The following is an 18,663-nucleotide window of genomic DNA, read 5'->3' on the forward strand; positions in this document are numbered from 1 at the left end:
TTGAACCTGGCGAGGGTGGATGCGCGGAGCTCGTGGGCTGTTCGTAGTGACGTTGGTGGCCGTGCTCGCGGCGACACCCTTGACCCGACCGGACGCCGTCGCCCAAGCACGACAGAGTTACGAACCCACCGAAGCACGGCAGACCGACGAGACCGCCGGACTGCGTCAGAGTGATAGAGCCGCCGGGGACCGAGGCGTGGGCGGCGAGCCCGAGGAGTCGGCTCTCGCGCTCGCCCGCCGCACCAAGCAGCCGGTCGAGGTGACGGCCCTGCGCTCCGAGACGCGCCAGGTCTTCGCCGAACCGGACGGCACCCTCGTCCTGGAGCAGCACCCGCGCCCGGTCCGGGTGCGCAAGCAGGGCCGGTGGCAGGACGTGGACACCACGCTGACGACGCGGCCCGACGGTTCGGTCGCGCCCGTGGCGACGGCTGTGGACCTGAGCTTCTCCGGCGGCGGCACCTCACCGCTGGCCCGCATGGCACGCGGCGCCAAGGCGCTGGAGCTGGGCTGGCAGGGCGCGTTGCCCACCCCGGTGCTCGACGGCGACACGGCGACGTACCCCGAGGTGCTGCCCGGCGTGGACCTGCAGGTGAAGGCGGACGTCGACGGCTTCTCGCACCTGCTGGTCGTCAAGACCCGCGAGGCGGCCGCGAACAAGGCCCTGACCGAGCTGGACTACCCGCTGTCCACCAGCGGCCTGTCGATGAAGTCCACCGAGGGCGGCAACCTGGAGGCGGTCGACGGGGCCGGCGGGACGATCTTCACCGCGTCGCCGCCGCTGATGTGGGACTCCTCGGGCGCCCCGGCGACCCGCACGCTCGCGGCCGAGAAGGTCGCCCCGCCGGACGCCCGCAGCGAGATCATGGGCGTCGAGCTCACCGGCAAGCGGCTCAAGCTCAGGCCGCACCGTGCCATGCTGACCGATCCGCGCACCCGCTTCCCGGTCTACCTCGACCCGTACTTCTCCGCCTCGCGCGGCGCCTGGACGGCCGTCTGGAACATCCACCCCACCTCCAGTTTCTTCAACGCCAGCGACGTGGCCAGGGTGGGGAAGGTCGACAGCCAGAAGAACCGCTCGTTCTTCCAGATGAACACCGGCTCGACCATCCACGGCAAGCAGATCGTCAACGCGACCCTGCGCACGTACGAGACCTGGTCCTACTCGTGCACCAAGCGCAACGTGGAGGCGTGGGCGACCAACACGATCAGCAAGGCCACCACCTGGAACAAGCAGCCCACCTGGGTCACGAAGCTCGACACCGTGAACGCGGCCAAGGGCTGGAGCGCCTCCTGCATGCCGGGCGGGGTCGAATTCGACGTCACCGCCCAGGTCAAGGACGCTGCCGCGAAGAACTGGCCGAACATCACGATCGGGCTGCGGGCCTCCAGTGAGACGGACAACTACGGCTGGAAGAAGTTCCGCAACAACCCCAAGCTGGTGATCGAGTACAACTCGATCCCGTCCGCCCCCGTCGCGGCCGACACCTGGTCGGACCCCGGCGGCGACTGCGTCTCCGGCGCCGGGCGGCCCATCGTCAGCAAGGCCACGCCCACCCTCTGGGCCAAGCTGCGGGACGCGGACAACTCGGTCAAGGGCCGGTTCGAGTGGTGGGACGCCGCCGGTGTGAAGGTCGGCGAGCGGCTCACCGGCGTGGGCTCGACCGGCAGCGCCTTCAACGCGCTCGTGCCGGCCGGGGCCTTCGCCGACGGCTCGCTGATCCGCTGGCGGGTCCGCGCTGAGGACGGCCTGGCCAACAGCGCGTGGAGCCCGTGGTGCGAGGCGACCGTGGATGCCTCCGCCCCCGGCACGGAGCCGGGCGTGACCTCCCCCGACTACGTCGAGGGCGGCTGGAGCGGCGGCGTCGGCAGGGCGGGCTCGTTCACCTTCACCCCCAACGGCGTCACCGACGTCTCCGGCTACCTCTACGGCCTGGACACCGCGCCGAAGAACGAGGTGGCGGCCGGGAGCACGGACGGGTCGGCGACGATCCGGCTCACCCCGCGCCATGACGGCCCCAACGTGCTGTCGGTGCGCGCCAAGGACCGCGCCGGTCACCAGGGCCCGATCCGCTCCTACCTGTTCAACGTCAACGGGGCCACCGCCCCTGACGCGCACTGGCCGCTGGACGACGGGGACGGCATGGTGGCCACCGACCGGGCGGGCACCCGCCACGCCGCGCTGCAGGGCACCGCCACCTGGGCCACCGGCCGGACCGGCCTGGGGCTGCGGCTGGCCGGCGGCGGCCACGCGCAGACCAGCGGGCCGGCCGTCTCCACGCTGAGCAACTTCACGGTCGCCGCCTGGGTCCGCCTGAACAGCGCGACCGCCACCGCGACGGCCGTCGGCCAGGACGGCGGCCGGGCGGCCGGCTTCGCCCTGCAGTACTCCAAGGCCGACGACCGCTGGGCGCTGACCCGGTCCGGCACGGACACGGACGGCGCGCCGGCCGTGCGCGCACTGTCGGCGGCCGCGCCGCGGCTCGGCGAATGGACCCACCTCACCGGCGTGTACGACGCGGCGGCGCGGGAGCTGACCCTGTACGTCAACGGCCGGCTGGAGTCGTCGGTCCCGTTCACCCAGCCGTGGGAGGCGGCCGGGCCCCTGTCCATCGGCAGAGGAAAGGCGAGCGGAGCGGCGGCCGAGTTCTGGCCCGGTGACGTCGACGACGTCCGCGCGTACGGCCGGGCGATGTTCGGTGACGAGGTCGCCGACCTGGTGAACAGCGCAGCGACGCTGGTCGGGCACTGGACGCTCGACGAGGAGACCGGAGTGAGCGCGGCCGACTCCTCGGGCCGGGCCACCGCGGCCACCGTCGGCGGCGGCGCGACCTGGACCGAAGGGTGGCTGGACGGCGGGCTCGGGCTCGACGGCGTCGACGGCCACGCCCAGACCTCGGCCCCCGCCGTCGACACCAGGGCGGGCTTCACCGTCTCGGCCTGGACGCAGCTCGACTACCTGCCCACCCGTGACACCGCGATCGTCTCCCAGGTGGGCAGCAGAGCCGGCGGCTTCCAACTCGGCTACGACAAGGAGAAGGGGCGGTGGACCCTCGCCATGGCCGCCGCCGACACCGACAGCGCCGCGCTGGTGCGCACGCGTTCCGACGCCGTTCCCACCCCGCTGGAGTGGACCCATGTGGCGGGGGTCTACGACCCGCTGGTGGGCGAGCTGCGCGTGTACGTCAACGGCCGCCTGTCGGAGAGCACCATCACCGGCCACGTGAGCGCGTGGAAGGCCCTCGGCCCGCTGCAACTGGGCCGGACCAAGACCGCGGGCGTCTTCACCGGCTACTGGCCGGGCACCGTCGACGACGTCCGCACCTATGACGGCGTGCTGAGCACCGAGCGCATCGCCCAGCTGGCCGCCCAGTAGTAAATCCCCACCCCCCTCACTGGGAGATCCCCATGGATGCACCAGAGTCAGATCCTCCGGAGTCCTACTGGAATCGTTTTCAGGGAGCTGTGCGCGAGTCGCCGTGGACCCGGCGACTGGCCACGATGCTCTCCGTCATCCTCGTGGTGCCGCTGGTCTACGCGATGCCGGCCACCGCCGCGCCCCGCGAGGCCCCCGATGTGGAGCTGGAGAAACCGGTCCACGGCAAGCCGGTGAAGGTGCTGCCCCAGCGGGCCGATCCGGTGGCGAAACAGGCCTGGAAGGCGCCACCGGGCGTCTCCTGGCCCAAACCGCAGACGGTCGAGCTGGGCGGCGACGCGACGGCCAGGACCATGGACGCCGGCTTCCCCGTACGCCTGGCCGAGGGGAAGGGCGCGCGCACGGCCGCCCAGCCCGGCCCCGTCCAGGTCGAACTGCTCGACACCGAACCCACCGGCCTGCTCGGCCTGGCGATGCGGGTGTCGCCGGGCAAGGGCGCGGCGGTCGCCAAGGGCGGGAGCGGGAAGACCCGCCTGGAGATCGACTACTCCGGCTTCCGGCACGCCTTCGGCGGCGACTACGGCGCCCGCCTGCGGATGGTGCGCCTCCAGGAGTGCGCGCTGACGGCCGCCACGGCGTGCCCGCGGCCGGAGCCCGTCCCCTCCGACAACGACGCGACGGCGGGCACGCTCACCGCCGACGTCGAGACATCCGGCCTGTACGCCCTGGCCGCCGCGCCTTCGGGCCCCTCGGGGGACCACGCGGCGACCTCGCTGGCCGCCTCCGCGGACTGGAGTGTCGGCGCCCAGTCCGGCGACTTCACCTGGAGCTATGACATGCGGGTGCCGCCCGCGCTGGGCGGTGACGAGCCGGAGGTGTCACTCGGCTACTCCTCGCAGAGCGTGGACGGCCGGACCGCCTCGACGAACAACCAGCCGTCCTGGGCGGGCGAGGGCTTCGAACTGAGCCCCGGCGGCTACATCGAGCGCCGCTACAAGCCCTGCATCCTGGACGGCGCCAAGACCGGGGACCTGTGCTGGGACCACGAGAACGCCACCCTGTCCCTCGACGGCTCGGCCGTCGAGCTGATCAAGGACGCCACGACCAAGCAGTGGCGGCCCAAGCGCGACGACGGCACCCGGGTGGAGGCGCTCAAGGGCGCCGTCAACGGCGACAACGACGGTGAGTACTGGCGGGTCACCTCCAACGACGGCACCCAGTACACCTTCGGCCTGAACCGGCTGCCCGGCTGGGCCTCCGGCAAGGCCGAGACCAAGTCCGCGTGGACCGTCCCGGTCTTCGGCAACAACAGCGGCGAGCCCTGCTACAAGAGCGACAAGTCGGCCGCCTGGTGCCAGCAGGCCTACCGGTGGAACCTCGACCTGTCCGTCGACCCGCACGGCAACGCCATCACCTACTGGTACACCACCGAGCAGAACCACTACGGCCGCACCAACAAGCCCGAGCTGGGCACGCCGTACGTGCGCGGCGGCAACCTCGCCCGCATCGACTACGGCTACCTGAGCGGCGAGCTGTTCACCAGGTCGCCCGCCGCCCGGGTGCTCTTCGACCTGGCCGAGCGCTGCCTGCCCTCCGGAGCGGTCACCTGCGCCGCCGACCAGCTCAAGAAGGACACGGCCACGCACTGGCCCGATGTCCCGTTCGACCAGATCTGTGATGCGGGGGTGAAGTGCACCGACCGCCTGGCGCCGACGTTCTTCACCCGCAAGCGGCTGGCCAAGGTCACCACCCAGATCGTGAACACCGACCCGGCCAAGTGCTCCGGCCAGGCGTACTGCCCGGTGGACTCCTGGACGCTGGCGCACCAGTTCCCGGCGACGGGCGACGGCCTGAGCCCCGCGCTCTGGCTGGCCTCCCTCCAGCAGAGCGGCCACGTGGGCGGCACCATCACCTTGCCCAAGGTCACCTTCATGGGCCTTCAACTGCCCAACCGGGTGGACGCCAAGGAAGGCCGCCCGCCGCTCGTCAAGTGGCGGGTCCAGGCGGTGCACAACGAGACCGGCGGCGAGCTCAGGGTCAACTACGCCCCGGCCGACTGCACGCCGGGCGACCTGCCGGCCGCCGACCAGAACACCCGGCGGTGCTTCCCGCAGCGGTGGGCGCCACCGGACGAGGGCGAGGTCACCGACTGGTTCCACAAGTACGTGGTCAAGCAGACGGTGGAGGTCGACCGGGTGGCCGCCTCCGCCCCGGTGGTCACCGACTACGAGTATCTGGACGGCGCGGCCTGGCGCTACGCCGAGAACGTGCTGGTCAAGCCCGCGCACCGCACCTGGTCCGACTGGCGCGGCTTCGGCCGGGTCCGGGTCCGCGAAGGCGACGGGCAGGACACCAAGCGCACGCTCACCGAGTTCCGTTTCTTCCGCGGCATGAACGGCGACCGCCTGGCCAACGGCTCGAAGCGCACCGCGAAGGTCAAGGACAGCGAGGGCAACGAGCTGACCGACCACGACCAGTTCGCCGGGTTCGAGCGTGAGGAGATCCTCTACAACGGCGACGGCGGCGCCATCGTGGCCGCCACGACCGAGGAGCCGTGGGCGCTCAAGACCGCCGAGTCCACCCAGGACGGCATCACCAAGATCGCCCACATCGTGCAGGCCAAGACCATGCGCACCCGTACCGCCATGGACGGCGGCGCCTGGCGGCGCACCGGAGAGGAGCGCGACCACGACGAGCACGGCTTCGTCACCCAGGTCCACGACCAGGGCGACCTGACGGTCGACGACGACGACCAGTGCACCCGCTACACCTACGCCCGCGACGCGGCCGCCTGGATGCTGGACTACCCCAGCAGGATCCAGAAGGTCGCCGCGAGCTGCACCACCGGCGTGTCCACGCTCGCCACCGAGGAGCTCATCTCCGACGAGCGGGTGCAGTACGACGGCAAGGCGTACGGCCAGGCGCCCGTCAAGGGCGACGTCACCACGGTCCGCGAGCTGGTCTCCGGCGACGGGGCGACCGTCACCGACGCGATCCGGACCTACGACGCCTACGGGCGGGAGCTCACCGAGACCGACGCGGTGGGCACCCAGGTCACCACCGCCTACCTGCCGGCCACGGGCGCTCCGGCGACCGAGGTCAGGGAGACCAACGCCCTTGGCTACGTGGACCGTACGTTCCTGGAACCGGCCTGGGGCGAGCCCGTGGCCGAGATCGACGCCAACAACCGGCGCACCGACATGGAGCACGACGCGCTCGGCCGCCTCGTCAAGGTGTGGCAGAGCGACCGCAGCAAGGCGGCCGGCCAGTCGCCGAGCACGGAGTACTCCTACCTGACGCGCAACGACGGCCCCAACGTCGTCACCTCCAGGACACTGCGCGGCGACGGCGGCTACACCGTCAGCCACGAGCTGTACGACGGCCTGTCCCGGCCCCGCCAGACCCAGGAGCCGGCCCCCCGCAACGAGCAGGCCGAGGACCCGGCGCTGCGCGACGGACGCACCATCACCGACACCTTCTACAACTCACTCGGCCAGGTGGCCAAGAAGAACACCGGCTACTTCAGTCCCGGCGAGCCGTCCACCGCGCTGCTGGGCGTGGCCGACACCGACGTCCCCAACCAGGTCGCCTCCGTCTACGACGGGACCGGTGAGGCGACCGCCCAGATCCTCGTGGTCAAGGGCGCCGAGAAGTGGCGCGTCAGCGCCACGACCAAGGGCGACCGGGTGGACATCACGGCTCCGCCCGGCGGCACGGCGACCACCCGCATCGGCGACGCCGAGGACCGGCTCATCGAGCTGCGGCAGTACAAGGGCGCCACGCCGACCGGCGACTACGAGGCCACGAAGTACACCTACGACCCCGCGGGCCGGATGAACAGCGTGACCGACCCCGCCGGCAACGTGTGGCGCTACACCTTCGACATGCGCGGCCGGGAGACCAGGACCGAGGACCCGGACAAGGGCGTCACCACCTTCACCTACAACGACGCCGACGAACTCGCCACCACCACCGACGCGCGCGGCAAGACCCTGGCCTATGTCTACGACCGCCTGGGCCGCAAGGTGGCCACCCACGAGGGGTCGCCCGACGGCCCCAAGCTCGCCGAGTGGCAGTACGACAAGCTGGCCAAGGGACACCTGAACGCCAGCATCCGCTACGTGGACGGCCAGGCGTACAAGGCGGAGATCAACGCGATCGACGCCGATGACCGCACCCTGCGCCAGACCGTCACCATCCCCGCCCGCGAGGGCAAGCTGGCCGGGTCCTACCTCCTCAACACCCGCTACACCCTCGACGACCAGGTCCAGTCCGTGAGCTTCCCGGCCGTGGGCGGGCTGGCGGAGGAGTCGGTCGTCTACTCCTATGACGAGCTCGGCCAGCCGACCACGGTGACCGGCCTGTCGTCGTACGTCACCGCGACCCGCTACTCGAAGATGGGGGAGACCCTCCAGTACGAGCTGAGCACGGGTGGCGCCAAGTCCTGGCTCACCTACACCCACGACGAGACCACCCGCCGGCTGACCCGCAGCAGGCTGGACCGGGACGGCGCGGCCACGCCCGACCTGGATCTCAACTACACCTACGACCCGGCCGGCAACATCACCAAGATCGCCGACCTGGGCGGCGGCCAGGCGCTGGACACCCAGTGCTTCACCTATGACCATCTGCGCCGGCTGACCTCGGCGTGGACGGCCACCGACGACTGCGCGAGCGGCGCCCCGCGGTCGGACAAGATCGGCGGCGTGGCTCCGTACGCGACGAGCTACACCTACGACCTCACCGGCAACCGGACGAAGGAGACCCAGCACGCGTGGGGCGGGCGGGCGGAGTCCGTACGCGCCTCCACCTACCCCAAGGCCGGCGCCAAGCAGCCGCACGCCGCCCTGACCGCCGGGACGGACGTGTTCGCCTACGACGAGACGGGCAACACCACCCGGCGCAAGGTCGGCACCACCGACCAGACGCTGGTCTGGGACGTGGAGGGCAACCTCGAGTCGGTGACCGAGGCGGGCAAGACGACGTCGTTCGTGTACGACGCCGACGGCGACCGGCTGATCCGCAAGACGCCGACGGACTCGACGCTCTACATCGACGACATGGAGCTGCGGCTCGACCACGCCAAGAACGTGGTCGAGTGCACCCGCTACTACACCATCGGCGGCGAGCCGGTGGCGGTGCGCACCCCCGACAACGAGGTGTACTTCCTGGCCGCCGACCACCAGGGCACCGCGCAGGCCGCGGTCAAGGCCAGCACCGGCGAGGTGGCCGTACGCAGGTCGACGCCGTTCGGCCAGGACCGGGGCACGCCACCGCAGTGGTGGCCCGGCCAGCGCGGCTTCGTCGGCGGCACGCAGGACGTCTCCACCGGCCTCGTGCATCTCGGCGCCCGCGAGTACGACGCCAGGAACGGGCGGTTCCTGTCCGTCGACCCGATCATCGACGAGGCCGATCCGCAGCAGCTCAACGGCTACGCCTACGCCAACAACAGCCCGGTGACCATGAGCGACCCCGACGGGCAGCTCTTCTGGGTCGTGGCCATCGCCGCGGTCAGGATCGCGGCGCACATCGCGGCCAGGCGGGCCCTCGCGGCGGCGGCCAGGCGGGCGGCCATCGCGGCGGCCAGGAGGCGGGCCGCCATCGCCGCGGCCAAGAGGAAGGCGGCCCAGGAGCTGGCCAAGCGCCGGGCCATCGCCAAGGCCAAGAAGAAGGCCGCCGAGCTGGCCAAGAAGAAGAAGGCCGAGCTGGCCAAGCGGAAGAAGGCGGAGGAGGCCAAGAAGAAGGCGGAGGAGAAGCTCAAGAAGGCCCGCGAGCAGGCGCGCCAGCGCCGGGCCGCCAAGCGCGCCCGTCAGGCGAAGGCGGCCGCGAGGCGGAACAAGGCGCACGCGAAGCGGGCACAGAGCAGGCGCGCGGCCGGCAAACCGCCGAAGGCGTCCCAGCGGTCACGGCCCGCGCACCGCCCGACCAGCCACAAGGCGGCCCAACGGCAGTCGCCGCCCAAGGTCGGCCGGGCACCCGTACGGCGCGGACAGGTCTACAACAACAGCGGCCAGGCGCAGCCGACCAGATCGGTCACCGTCTACCGCAACGGGAAGATGTACCCGGACGGGCACCCGCCGGGCTCCATCCCTCGCGGCAACGGCTCCGGCCAGGGCCAAGGGCAGAACTACAAGTTCGAGGAGATCGAGCTCGAAGGGAGGAAGACGGGCACGATAGCCACCACTGGGGCCAACGTCGTCCGCTGGTTCGACAAGAGCGGGCTCGACGACGCTTTCGGCTTCTTCTTCTGACCCACCGCACATAGCCCACCGCATGTTCCGGCGCGGCGCCACCCGGCGCCGCGCCGGTTCGGTCTTTTGACCCGGGTTCTTGCCTGATCCGTCAAGTCGGCTTTCAATGATCTCCATACCGGTGCCCTAGGAGGAGCCGATGCGAGGCTTTCGTGCGGGTGTAGTGGTCCTGACGCTGATTCTCACGACATTCCTGATGGCAGAGCCGTCCATCCCCGAATCCCCCGGACCGGCCGATCCCGAGCCGGCCTCCCTGGTCACGCTCTCCGTGCCTGATCAGGCCGCGCTGCGACGCCTGGTGGCCGCCGGCGCCGACCTCACCGAGCGGGTCCGGGCACAGCCGGACGGGAGCATCCAGGTCGACGCGGTCGTCACCCCCAGCCAGCTCGCCGCGCTCCGGCCGCTGGGCGCGACCCTGGCCGCCGAGACGCCACGGCAGCGGCAGATCCCCCGGGCCACCACCGCGAAGGACCGGATCGTCGTCGAGCGGGCCGTCTGGTTCAAGAAGCGCGAGGGCTACTTCCTGTCCGTCGAGGCGACCAGCAGCGCCGGCGAGACGGCAGCGCTCACCGTGACCTGGAAGGGCGCTCCCGGCTCCACCGGCCAGGTGCCGATGGTGCCGTACGTCGACGCGGGGGCGTACCTGGGCCATCAGCTCAGCACCCCGGTGCCGGCGGAGAGCCGGCCGCGCTGGGTCACCATCACCTCGGCCGGCGGCGGCAAGGCCGTGGCGCGCGTCCGGGAGTGGCCCGACGGCGAGCGGCCCGACCATGAGAGCCTCGGCTACCAGAAGGACTTCGTCAGCCAGTACATGCCCCCGGCGCAGCTCAACGAGCGCGTCAGGGCCCTGCACCGGCGCTTCCCCACCCTCACCGACCTCATCGAGCTGCCGCACCTCACCAACGGCTACCGGCGGCACGCCCAGGCCCTCCTCGGCACCCCACCCGGCGCCGCCGTCGTCGTCACCTCCACCGCCTACGGCTCCGAAGGCGGCAACGACCTGGCCGTCGAGCTCGTCACCCCGGGCGCGCCCGGCCGGGCGCTGCAGGTGACGGTGGACGGCAAGCAGATCACCGTCAGCCTGGCCACCGACGCCTCCGGCGCCCCGGTCAGCACCGCCGCCCAGGTCGTCGCCGCGATCAACGCGACCGCGGGGACCGGCCTCACGGCCGCCACCTACCGGACCGACGCGGGAGCGGGCGTCCTGGCGCCCGCGCCCCTCACCCAGCTCAGCGACTTCCTCACCGCGCCGGCCGACGTCTCCCGCACGCCCATGCGGGTGCTGGCCCTGCGCGTCGGCGTGCACCGCGACGGCTCGCGCACCGGCGTGCTCGCCTACGCCCAGGAGCACGCCAGGGAGTGGGTGACGCCGCTGGTCACCATCGAGGCGGCCGAGCGGCTGCTGCGCAACTACCGGCATGACCCGGCGACGCGCCGGCTGCTGCAGCGCACCGACATCTTCATCGTGCCGACCGTCAACCCCGACGGCGCCAACTACAGCTTCTACGACTTCAACGCCCAGCGTAAGAACATGACCAACCACTGCCCCGCCCAGCAGGCCGACCCGGCGCAGCGCAACACCTGGGGCGTGGACGTCAACCGCAACTACGCCGTCGGCTCGCTGCACGACGGCTACTTCGGCGCCTCCGCCAACTGCCAGAGCGGCACGTACGCCGGCCCCGCCGAGCACTCCGAACCCGAGAGCCGCAACGTCATCTGGCTGGCCCAGACCCACCGCAACATCAAGTTCGCGATGAACGTGCACAGCTACGGCGGCTACTTCATGTGGCCTCCCGGCGCCTACAAGCTCGACGGCCGGGCCGCCCTGCCCCGCCCCACGGCCCAGCAGGAGGCGTACTTCCTGAGCGCGGCCCGCACCATCGAGGAGGCCATCGCCGCCGAGCGCGGCACCGTCACCTGGCCGCAGCAGACGGGCCCGGTGACCGACGTCCTCTACTCGGCCGCGGGCAACTCCGCCGACGAGCTCTGGTACGACTTCGGCGTCTTCGGCTGGGACTTCGAGGTCGGCGGCGACCTGTGGAACCCGCAGACGCGGGCGTGGGAGGGGGTGGGCTTCCAGCCGCCGTTCACCGAGGGCCACGAGGAGGCGATGGAGTACGCCTCCGGCCTCATCTCACTGATCGGCGTCGCCGCCGACTACCGCGACCGCTGACCGGCCGGTGCGCTCAGGTGCTCGGTGATCGCGCCGGTCATCGGGATGACCGTGGGCAGCGGCGGCGTGTCGTAATAGCCCGGCTTGTGGGTGCGCAGCAGCAGCTCGCCGCTGCGCTCCCACCGGAAGCCCTTCCGGTTGAGCAGCCCCGCGAAGACCGCGTCGGCGGTGCCGGGATGCCGCGCGGCCAGCCGCTGGATCGGCACGGGGGAGACCGCGTCGCCCCGCAGGTAGGTGGACAGCAGCTCGCGGTAGTCCTGCCTGACGATCAGCCGCGGCTCGGCGAACAGCTCCTCCAGCTTGCCGAAGTCGGCGTAGAAGCCGAGCCCGCCCACCTCGTCGAAGATCAGCGCCACCGTCTCCGCCGCCGTCATCGTCTCCGGCGGCTCCAGCGCCTCGCCCGCCGGCGGGCCGCCGAGCCGGGCCGCCTGGTGGGTCAGGTAGCCGCGCATCGCCAGGGCGACGTCCTCGCCCATCAGGACGGCCAGATCGGCGCCGAAGTAGCCGATGAAGCAGCGCCGCTGCTCCCGCTGCAGCGCCCTGGCCTCCTCCAGCAGCACGGGGTTGCGGAACACCCAGGCCGGATGTTCCAGCGCGACCTGCGCGGCCACCGGCACCAGCGTGTCGCGCGCCTCGGCGGGATGCACCGCGGGGGTGCCGCTGATCAGCCAGTCCGCGCCGAGCGGGATCAACCGGCCCACGACGTACGTGCCGGGCGCGAGCGTGTCGAAGGCCCGGTCGCCGAGGTTGGAGAACACCCGGTAGACCAGCTCGTCGACGAGGTTGAACAGCAGCACCGCCGCGCCGTCGACCGCCCGCACCTCGAAGACGCCCTCCACCACGGTCTTCCAGCTCAGCAGCAGCTCGATGTCCGCCCGGTCCAGCCCTTCCCGCTCGGCCACGAACCGGTCCACGACCGTCTCGCCCGAGGGGAGCCGATGCTGGTGGGCGAAGTAGTCGACCGGCAGGAACGCGGCGGCCTCGTCGGCCGGATGGCCGTCGGCGTAGAACCGGTCCAGCACCGTGGCCAGCTCGGCGCCGAACCGGCCCGACGTGGCGAAGTGGACCAGCTCCGTCTTGAGCTCCACGGCCCGCGCAAGCTTGCTCATAATCACTCCTCGTGTCCGGAGTGACACTATCCGTCCGTGCTCGCCTCGTGCAGCGGTTCGGCCGAGGTCACCGGTTGAGCAGCGAGCGGTGGCGGCTGTAGGCGAAGTAGATGATCAGCCCCAGGACGAACCAGACGGCGAAGCGCAGCCAGGTGTGCGGGGACAGGAAGGAGATCAGCCAGAGCGAGAACAGCACCCCGACGGCCGGCACGAACGGCATCCCCGGCGTACGGAACTGCCGGGGGAGGTCCGGCTGACGGTAGCGGAGCACGATCACGGCGATGCACACCACCACGAAGGCCAGCAGGATCCCGATGTTGGTCAGCTCGGCGGCCTCCCGGATGGGCAGGAACCCGGCGATCACCGCCGAGGCGACGCCGACGATCCAGGTGACGCGGGTGGGCACCCGCCGTACCGGGTGCAGCTTGGCGAACCACTGCGGCAGCAGCCCGTCCCGGCTCATGGCGAACCAGACCCGGGTCACCCCGAGCATGAACGTGAACATCACGGTCAGGATGCCGATGATGGCGCCCACCGCGATCACCGAGGCCAGCCCCGACAGCCCGACCGACGCGAAGGCCGAGGAGAAGCCGCTCTCGGGGTCGATCTCCCGGTAGTTCTGCATGCCGGTGAGCACCAGCGTGGCGAGCACGTACAGGATCATCGAGATGATCAGGGAGTAGATGATCGCCCTGGGCATGTGCCGCATGGCGTCCTTGGACTCCTCCGCGGCGGTGCTCATCGCGTCGTAGCCGAAGACGGCGAAGAACACCGTGGCCGCGCCGGTGATCGCGCCGCCGATGCCGAAGGGGAAGAACGGCGTGTAGTTGGCCGTGTTGATGTGGAAGAACCCGACCACGATGACCAGGAGCACCACCGCGACCTTGACGGCGACCACGATGGTCTCGAACCTGGCCGCCGTCCGGATGCCCTGGTTCAGCAGGAAGGCGATCAGCAGGCACAACAGCACCGCGAACAGGTCCACCACCCGCCCCGGGCCGGTGCCCGGCGCGCCGAGCATCCAGGCGGGCAGCGCGAAACCCAGCTCCTGGACGAGGAAGCCGAAGTAGCCGGAGATGCCGATGGCCACGACCGCGACGATGGCGGTGTACTCCAGCAGGAGGTCCCAGCCGATGAACCAGCCCACGATCTCCCCGAGGACCGCGTAGCCGTAGGTGTAGGCGGACCCGGCCTTCGGGATCATGCCGGCGAACTCGGCGTACGACATGGCCGCCGCGGCGCTCGCCACCCCCGCGATGAGGAACGACACCAGCACGGCCGGCCCCGCCGTCTCGTTGGCCACCGCGCCCGCCAGGGCGAAGATGCCCGCGCCGATGATGCCGCCGACGCCGATCGCGGTGAGCTGCCACAGCCCCAGGGTCCGCTCCAGCTCGCCCTCGTGCTCTGCCGCGATCTGCTCCACCGGCTTACGGCGGAACACGCCCCGAGTCGAAGCCACCACAGCCCCCGATCACCCCGTTCGAGCCCCAGACCAGGCACTTTCCCATCTGCGCAGGTCCTAAGCGGCGGCCCGCCGGGGGAGCGGGACCCATGACCGAACCCGGGCTCCGGCGGGGGCCGCACGTGTGAAACCCGCCAGCGGTGGTAGCCGTCAGCGAGAACGGCGACACCGAGACGCGACACCGACACTGGGGGAGGGGGACGCCATGGCCGAGCTGCTGACCGACAACGAGATCGACACCGCGCTGGTGGCCCTGGAGGGCTGGCACCGAGACGGCGACACCCTGCGCAGAGACATCCCGATCATCCCGGCCAACTTCGACTGGCTGAGCAAGGCGGTGCTGAACGAGGCGAAGGCCCTGGACCACCATCCCGACATCGAGCGCACCGAGCAGGGCATCCGCTTCCGGCTGTCCACGCACAGCGCGGGCGGGGTGACGGCCAAGGACGTCGAACTGGCCGCACACATCGACCAGGTCGTCGACGGAGCCGTACGGGACCGAGGCTGACCGGACGCCCGGCTTCCGGTCGGTGGCGGCGCCGATCAGGCCGGCTTCCTGGCAACGGAATCTTCGTTCAGGCCCGCTTCCCGGCGACCTCGGCCAGGCCCGCTTCCCGGCGACTTCGGCTAGGCCAGCATCCGGACGATGGAGGTGAACAAGCGGGGGAGGGCGCGGGCCGCGGGGACCACCAGGCGGGCCGTGCCGGGACGGCGGGCGGCCTGTACCAGTGCGCCCGTGAGCAGCCGGTGGGTCCGCGACAGTCGCAGCCAGGCGCCCTCGTAGTCCTGCGGCCGATCCTCGCGCAGGCACCGGGTCAGGATCTCCGCCGAACGCACCGCGAGCGAGATCCCCTCGCCGGTGAGCGCGTCGACGTACCCGGCGGCGTCCCCCACCAGCAGGACCCGCCCCGAGCGGCGGGCCCGGACGTGCTGGCGCAGCGGACCGGCGCCCCGCACGGGGGTGACGGCCGGGCCGCGCAGCCGCTCGACCAGGCCGGGGAACGCGCTCAGGTGCTCCTCGAAACCGCGCCGCCCCGAGCTCAGGATCGCCACCCCGACCAGGTCATGGCCCACCGGCGTGACGTACGCCTCGCCGCCGCCCGACCAGTGCACCTCGACGAAGTCGGTCCACGGCGTCATCCGATAGTGCCGGCGCTGGCCGTACCGGCGCACGCCGCGCGCGGGCAGGTCGAGCCCGAGTGAGCGGCGCAGCGGCGAGTGCAGGCCGTCGGCGGCGACCAGCCAGCGCGCCCGCAGCCCGGCGGCCCGCACGCCGTCGCCGTCCTGGGCCACCTCGGTGATCCGGCCGGTGATCGTCTTGACGCCGAGCTCGGCGGCGCGCTGGGCGAGCGCGGCGTGCAGGAGCGTGCGCCGTACGCCCAGGCCGGTGGCGCGGTGGAAGGTGGCCCGCGCCTCGCGCCTGGCGTCGAGATAGTGGATGCCGCGCAGCGGGTGGCCCGGCACCGTCACCCCCATCGCCGCCAGCGCCGCGACGCCGCCGGGCATGACCCCTTCGCCGCACGCCTTGTCCACGGGGGTGGCGCGCGGCTCGACGACGACCGCCTCCATCCCGGCCAGTGCCGCGTGGATGGCGGTCGCCAGACCGGCGGGCCCGCCTCCCGCGACGAGCACGTCGATCACGTGGTCGACGGCCGTTCCGCCGCCAGGGTGAGCGCGTCGTTCTCGCAGCGGATCCGTACGACCATCAGCGCGGCGTTCAGCACCGTGAACGCCAGCGCGGTGACCCAGGCCGTGTGGACCAGCGGCAGCGCCAGCCCCTCCACAGCCACCGCCACGTAGTTGGGGTGGCGCAGCCAGGTCAGCCGGTAGGGGCCGCCGGTCACCAGCGGCAGGCCGGGCACCACGATCACCTGGGTGTTCCACTGCGGCCCGAGCGTGGTGATGCACCACCAGCGCAGCGCCTGGGCGGCGACCACCAGGGCGAGCATCGGCCAGCCGAGCACGGGCAGGAACGGCCGGTCGGCGAGTGCGACCTCCAGCGGCGCGCAGACGAGCAGGCCGGTGTGCAGCGCCACCATCCAGGGATAGTGGCCCTGGCCGGTCAGTATGCCGCCGCGCGCCAGGCTCCACGCGGCGTTGCGGCGGGCGACGACGAGCTCGGCCAGGCGTTCGAGGCCGACGAGCAGGATGAGGACGAGATACCAGGTCATCAGGCGGTCACCAGCGCAGGAGGACGAGTTCGGAGCAGAAACCGGGGCCCATCGCGATGAGCAGCCCCCAGGTGCTGGGTTCGGGCCTGCGCGTGGCCAGCGTCTCGCTCAGCACGTGCAGGACGGACGACGAGGACAGGTTGCCGTGGGCGGCGAGCGAGCGCCAGGTCACGTCCAACGCTCCCGCCGGCAGGTCGAGCACCTCCGACACGGCTTCGAGGACCTTCGGGCCGCCGGGATGGCACACCCATGCCGATATCTCCTCCTTCGTCACGCCGTGGTCGGTCAGGAAGTCGTGCACGTCCTGAGCGAGATACTGTCGCACGACCGCGGGGACGCTCGCGTCCAGCAGCACCCGGAATCCGCCGTCCCCGACCTGCCAGCCCATGACGTGTTCGGAGCCGGGATAGAGATGGCTGCGGGTGGCCACCACCGCCGGGCCCGCCGGGCTCGCCGGGCCCGCCGGGCTCGCCGGGCTCGCCGGGCCGCGGTCGTCGCCGGCGAACACCACGGCCGCGGAGCCGTCGCCGAACAGCGCGCTGGCGACCAGACCGGCCGGTGAGGAGTCGCCGCGCTGCACGGTCAGCGAGCACAGCTCCACCGACAGCAGCACCGCCACATGATCGGGCCAGCCCCGTAGATAGTCGTGCATCCTGGCGATCCCCGCCGCGCCCGCCACACAGCCCAGGCCGAAGATCGGCAGCCGTTTGACGTCCGGCCGCAGGCCCAGCTCCGCGACCAGCCGGGCGTCGATCGACGGCGCGGCGATGCCCGTCACCGAGGTGAACATGATCAGGTCGACGTCCCCGGGCGTCAGCCTGGCGGCCTTCAGCGCGGCACTGACACTCTCGCGGCCCAGCTCGACCGCGGTGGAGACGAAGGCGTCGTTGGCCGCGCCGAAGCCGGTCAGCTTCTCGTACTCCTCGATCGGCAGGGCGAGGTTGCGGAAGTCCACGCGGGCGCTGCCGTGCAGGCGGTCCAGCAGTCGCCGGTCGGCGTTCTCCGGTAGGCACACGCGCGCAGCCATGTCGGTGAGCTCGGACTGCGCGTATCTATGAGGAGGGAACGCGCAGCGGACTGCGGCGATGTGGGTCATGGAGGCTCCCGGTGCAGTTAGCCGATAACTCTCACTCCCCGCACGCTTCCCACCGGCAAGGTCCGTTAAGCCACGGCGGCCAGGTGAGTAATTCTCGCGAACCCCTGTCCCGCCTACGATCGAGCCTGTGACCGACACCGGACAGCCGCCCGCCACGTGGGCCCGCACCCTGAGCGGGCTGGCGCGCGCCTGCCATCCCGGCCCGACCGTGGCCGTCACCGCCCTGGTCACCGCGCTGGCCGTGGTCGCCGGGCGGGACGCCGCCGGCTGCGTCCTGGTGGCCGCCGCCGTCCTGGCCGGCCAGTTGTCGATCGGCTGGTGCAACGACGCCGTCGACGCCCGCCGCGACGCCACGGCGGGCCGCGCCGGCAAGCCGATCGTGGACGGCACGGTGAGCGCGCGCGCCGTCTGGATCGCCGCGGTGGTCGCGCTGGCGTGCTGCGTGCCGCTGTCCCTCGCCTCCGGCCCGCGGGCGGGCGCCGTCCACCTCGCGGGGGTGCTGGCGGCCTGGGCGTACGACTTCGGGCTGAAGGGCACCGTGCTGTCGTGGGCGCCGTACGCGATCGGGTTCGGCAGCCTGCCTCCCTTCGTGACGCTGGGGCTGCCGGGCGCGCCGTGGCCCGCGTGGTGGGCGGTCCTGGCCGCGGCGCTGCTGGGCGTCGGCGCGCATCTGGCCAACGTGCTGCCCGACATCGAGGGGGATCTGGCCACCGGCGTGCGCGGGCTGCCGCAGCGGCTCGGCGCGGCCACCGTACGCGCGCTGATCCCCGTGCCCCTGCTGGCCGCGACCTGCCTGCTCGTCTTCGGCCACGCGCCGCCGGGGTGGGCGGGCTGGACCGCGCTGGCCGCCGCCTGCGCCCTCACGGCCACGGGCCTGCTCGCGGGCGGGTCTTCCCGCCTTCCCTTCGGTACGGCCATCGCCGTGGCGGGCGTGGACGTCACCCTCCTCCTGGCCAACGGCGCCTCACTCACCGCCTGACCCGGCTTGCGTACGGGCCTCTCGTTCTACTGATGACGCGGCTCGCGTA

10 protein-coding genes are annotated in these 18,663 nt (G+C 72.0%); 5 read left to right on the top strand and 5 right to left on the bottom strand.

Annotation, left to right across the window (positions count from 1 at the left end; genetic code table 11):
* Positions 1-19 precede the first annotated feature (19 nt).
* The 3 genes from OHA68_RS26910 to OHA68_RS26920 all read left to right on the top strand — a co-directional run bounded on the left by OHA68_RS26910 (position 20) and on the right by OHA68_RS26920 (position 11,797).
* Positions 20-3,373 carry a LamG-like jellyroll fold domain-containing protein gene (locus tag OHA68_RS26910; RefSeq protein WP_327102733.1) on the top strand — a complete coding sequence of 1,118 codons (3,354 nt, stop codon included), beginning with the start codon at positions 20-22 and terminating at the stop codon, positions 3,371-3,373.
* Positions 3,374-3,405: 32 nt separating this feature from the next.
* Positions 3,406-9,624: an RHS repeat-associated core domain-containing protein gene (locus OHA68_RS26915; RefSeq protein ID WP_327102734.1), complete on the top strand. Its 6,219-nt coding sequence runs from the start codon at positions 3,406-3,408 to the stop codon at positions 9,622-9,624.
* 196 nt (positions 9,625-9,820) lie between these two features.
* Positions 9,821-11,797, top strand: coding sequence for a M14 family zinc carboxypeptidase (locus tag OHA68_RS26920; protein WP_327102735.1), 1,977 nt, complete (start codon positions 9,821-9,823; stop codon positions 11,795-11,797).
* Here the strand turns inward: OHA68_RS26920 and OHA68_RS26925 are convergent.
* Both OHA68_RS26925 and OHA68_RS26930 read right to left on the bottom strand, forming a co-directional pair.
* Entirely contained in the window at positions 11,782-12,906 is a 1,125-nt protein-coding gene (locus OHA68_RS26925; RefSeq protein WP_327102736.1) for a hypothetical protein, read from the bottom strand. The genes OHA68_RS26920 and OHA68_RS26925 overlap by 16 nt on opposite strands.
* A 67-nt stretch (positions 12,907-12,973) precedes the next feature.
* Positions 12,974-14,365, bottom strand: coding sequence for an amino acid permease (locus OHA68_RS26930; RefSeq protein ID WP_327102737.1), 1,392 nt, complete (start codon positions 14,363-14,365; stop codon positions 12,974-12,976).
* A 208-nt stretch (positions 14,366-14,573) separates the two neighbouring features.
* Here OHA68_RS26930 and OHA68_RS26935 point away from each other — a divergent pair, with 208 nt between their 5' ends.
* Positions 14,574-14,876 (top strand): 4a-hydroxytetrahydrobiopterin dehydratase, encoded by a 303-nt coding sequence (locus tag OHA68_RS26935; RefSeq protein ID WP_189139633.1) that lies wholly within the window; start codon positions 14,574-14,576, stop codon positions 14,874-14,876.
* Between the two features lie 119 nt (positions 14,877-14,995).
* Here OHA68_RS26935 and OHA68_RS26940 read toward each other — a convergent pair whose 3' ends face one another.
* Genes OHA68_RS26940 through OHA68_RS26950 form a run of 3 tightly spaced genes read right to left on the bottom strand, consistent with a single transcriptional unit; the run spans position 14,996 to position 17,635 of the window.
* Complete coding sequence (locus OHA68_RS26940; protein ID WP_327102738.1) at positions 14,996-16,009, bottom strand: NAD(P)/FAD-dependent oxidoreductase; 1,014 nt, start codon at positions 16,007-16,009, stop codon at positions 14,996-14,998.
* The gene (locus tag OHA68_RS26945; RefSeq protein WP_189139635.1) at positions 16,006-16,539 is read right to left on the bottom strand and encodes an isoprenylcysteine carboxyl methyltransferase family protein; all 534 of its coding nucleotides are present in this window, start codon (positions 16,537-16,539) and stop codon (positions 16,006-16,008) included. The genes OHA68_RS26940 and OHA68_RS26945 overlap by 4 nt, the downstream gene beginning before the upstream one ends.
* Before the next feature lie 7 nt (positions 16,540-16,546).
* Positions 16,547-17,635, bottom strand: coding sequence for a type III polyketide synthase (locus OHA68_RS26950; protein WP_327102739.1), 1,089 nt, complete (start codon positions 17,633-17,635; stop codon positions 16,547-16,549).
* 127 nt (positions 17,636-17,762) lie between these two features.
* On the opposite strand from OHA68_RS26950, the gene OHA68_RS26955 reads away from it, so the two are divergent.
* A complete protein-coding gene (locus OHA68_RS26955; protein WP_327102740.1) occupies positions 17,763-18,614 on the top strand; it encodes a UbiA family prenyltransferase in 852 nt (283 codons plus the stop codon).
* Positions 18,615-18,663 lie beyond the last annotated feature (49 nt).

The sequence above is a fragment of the Nonomuraea glycinis genome, from assembly GCF_035920485.1.
Taxonomy (GTDB): Bacteria; Actinomycetota; Actinomycetes; order Streptosporangiales; family Streptosporangiaceae; genus Nonomuraea; species Nonomuraea glycinis.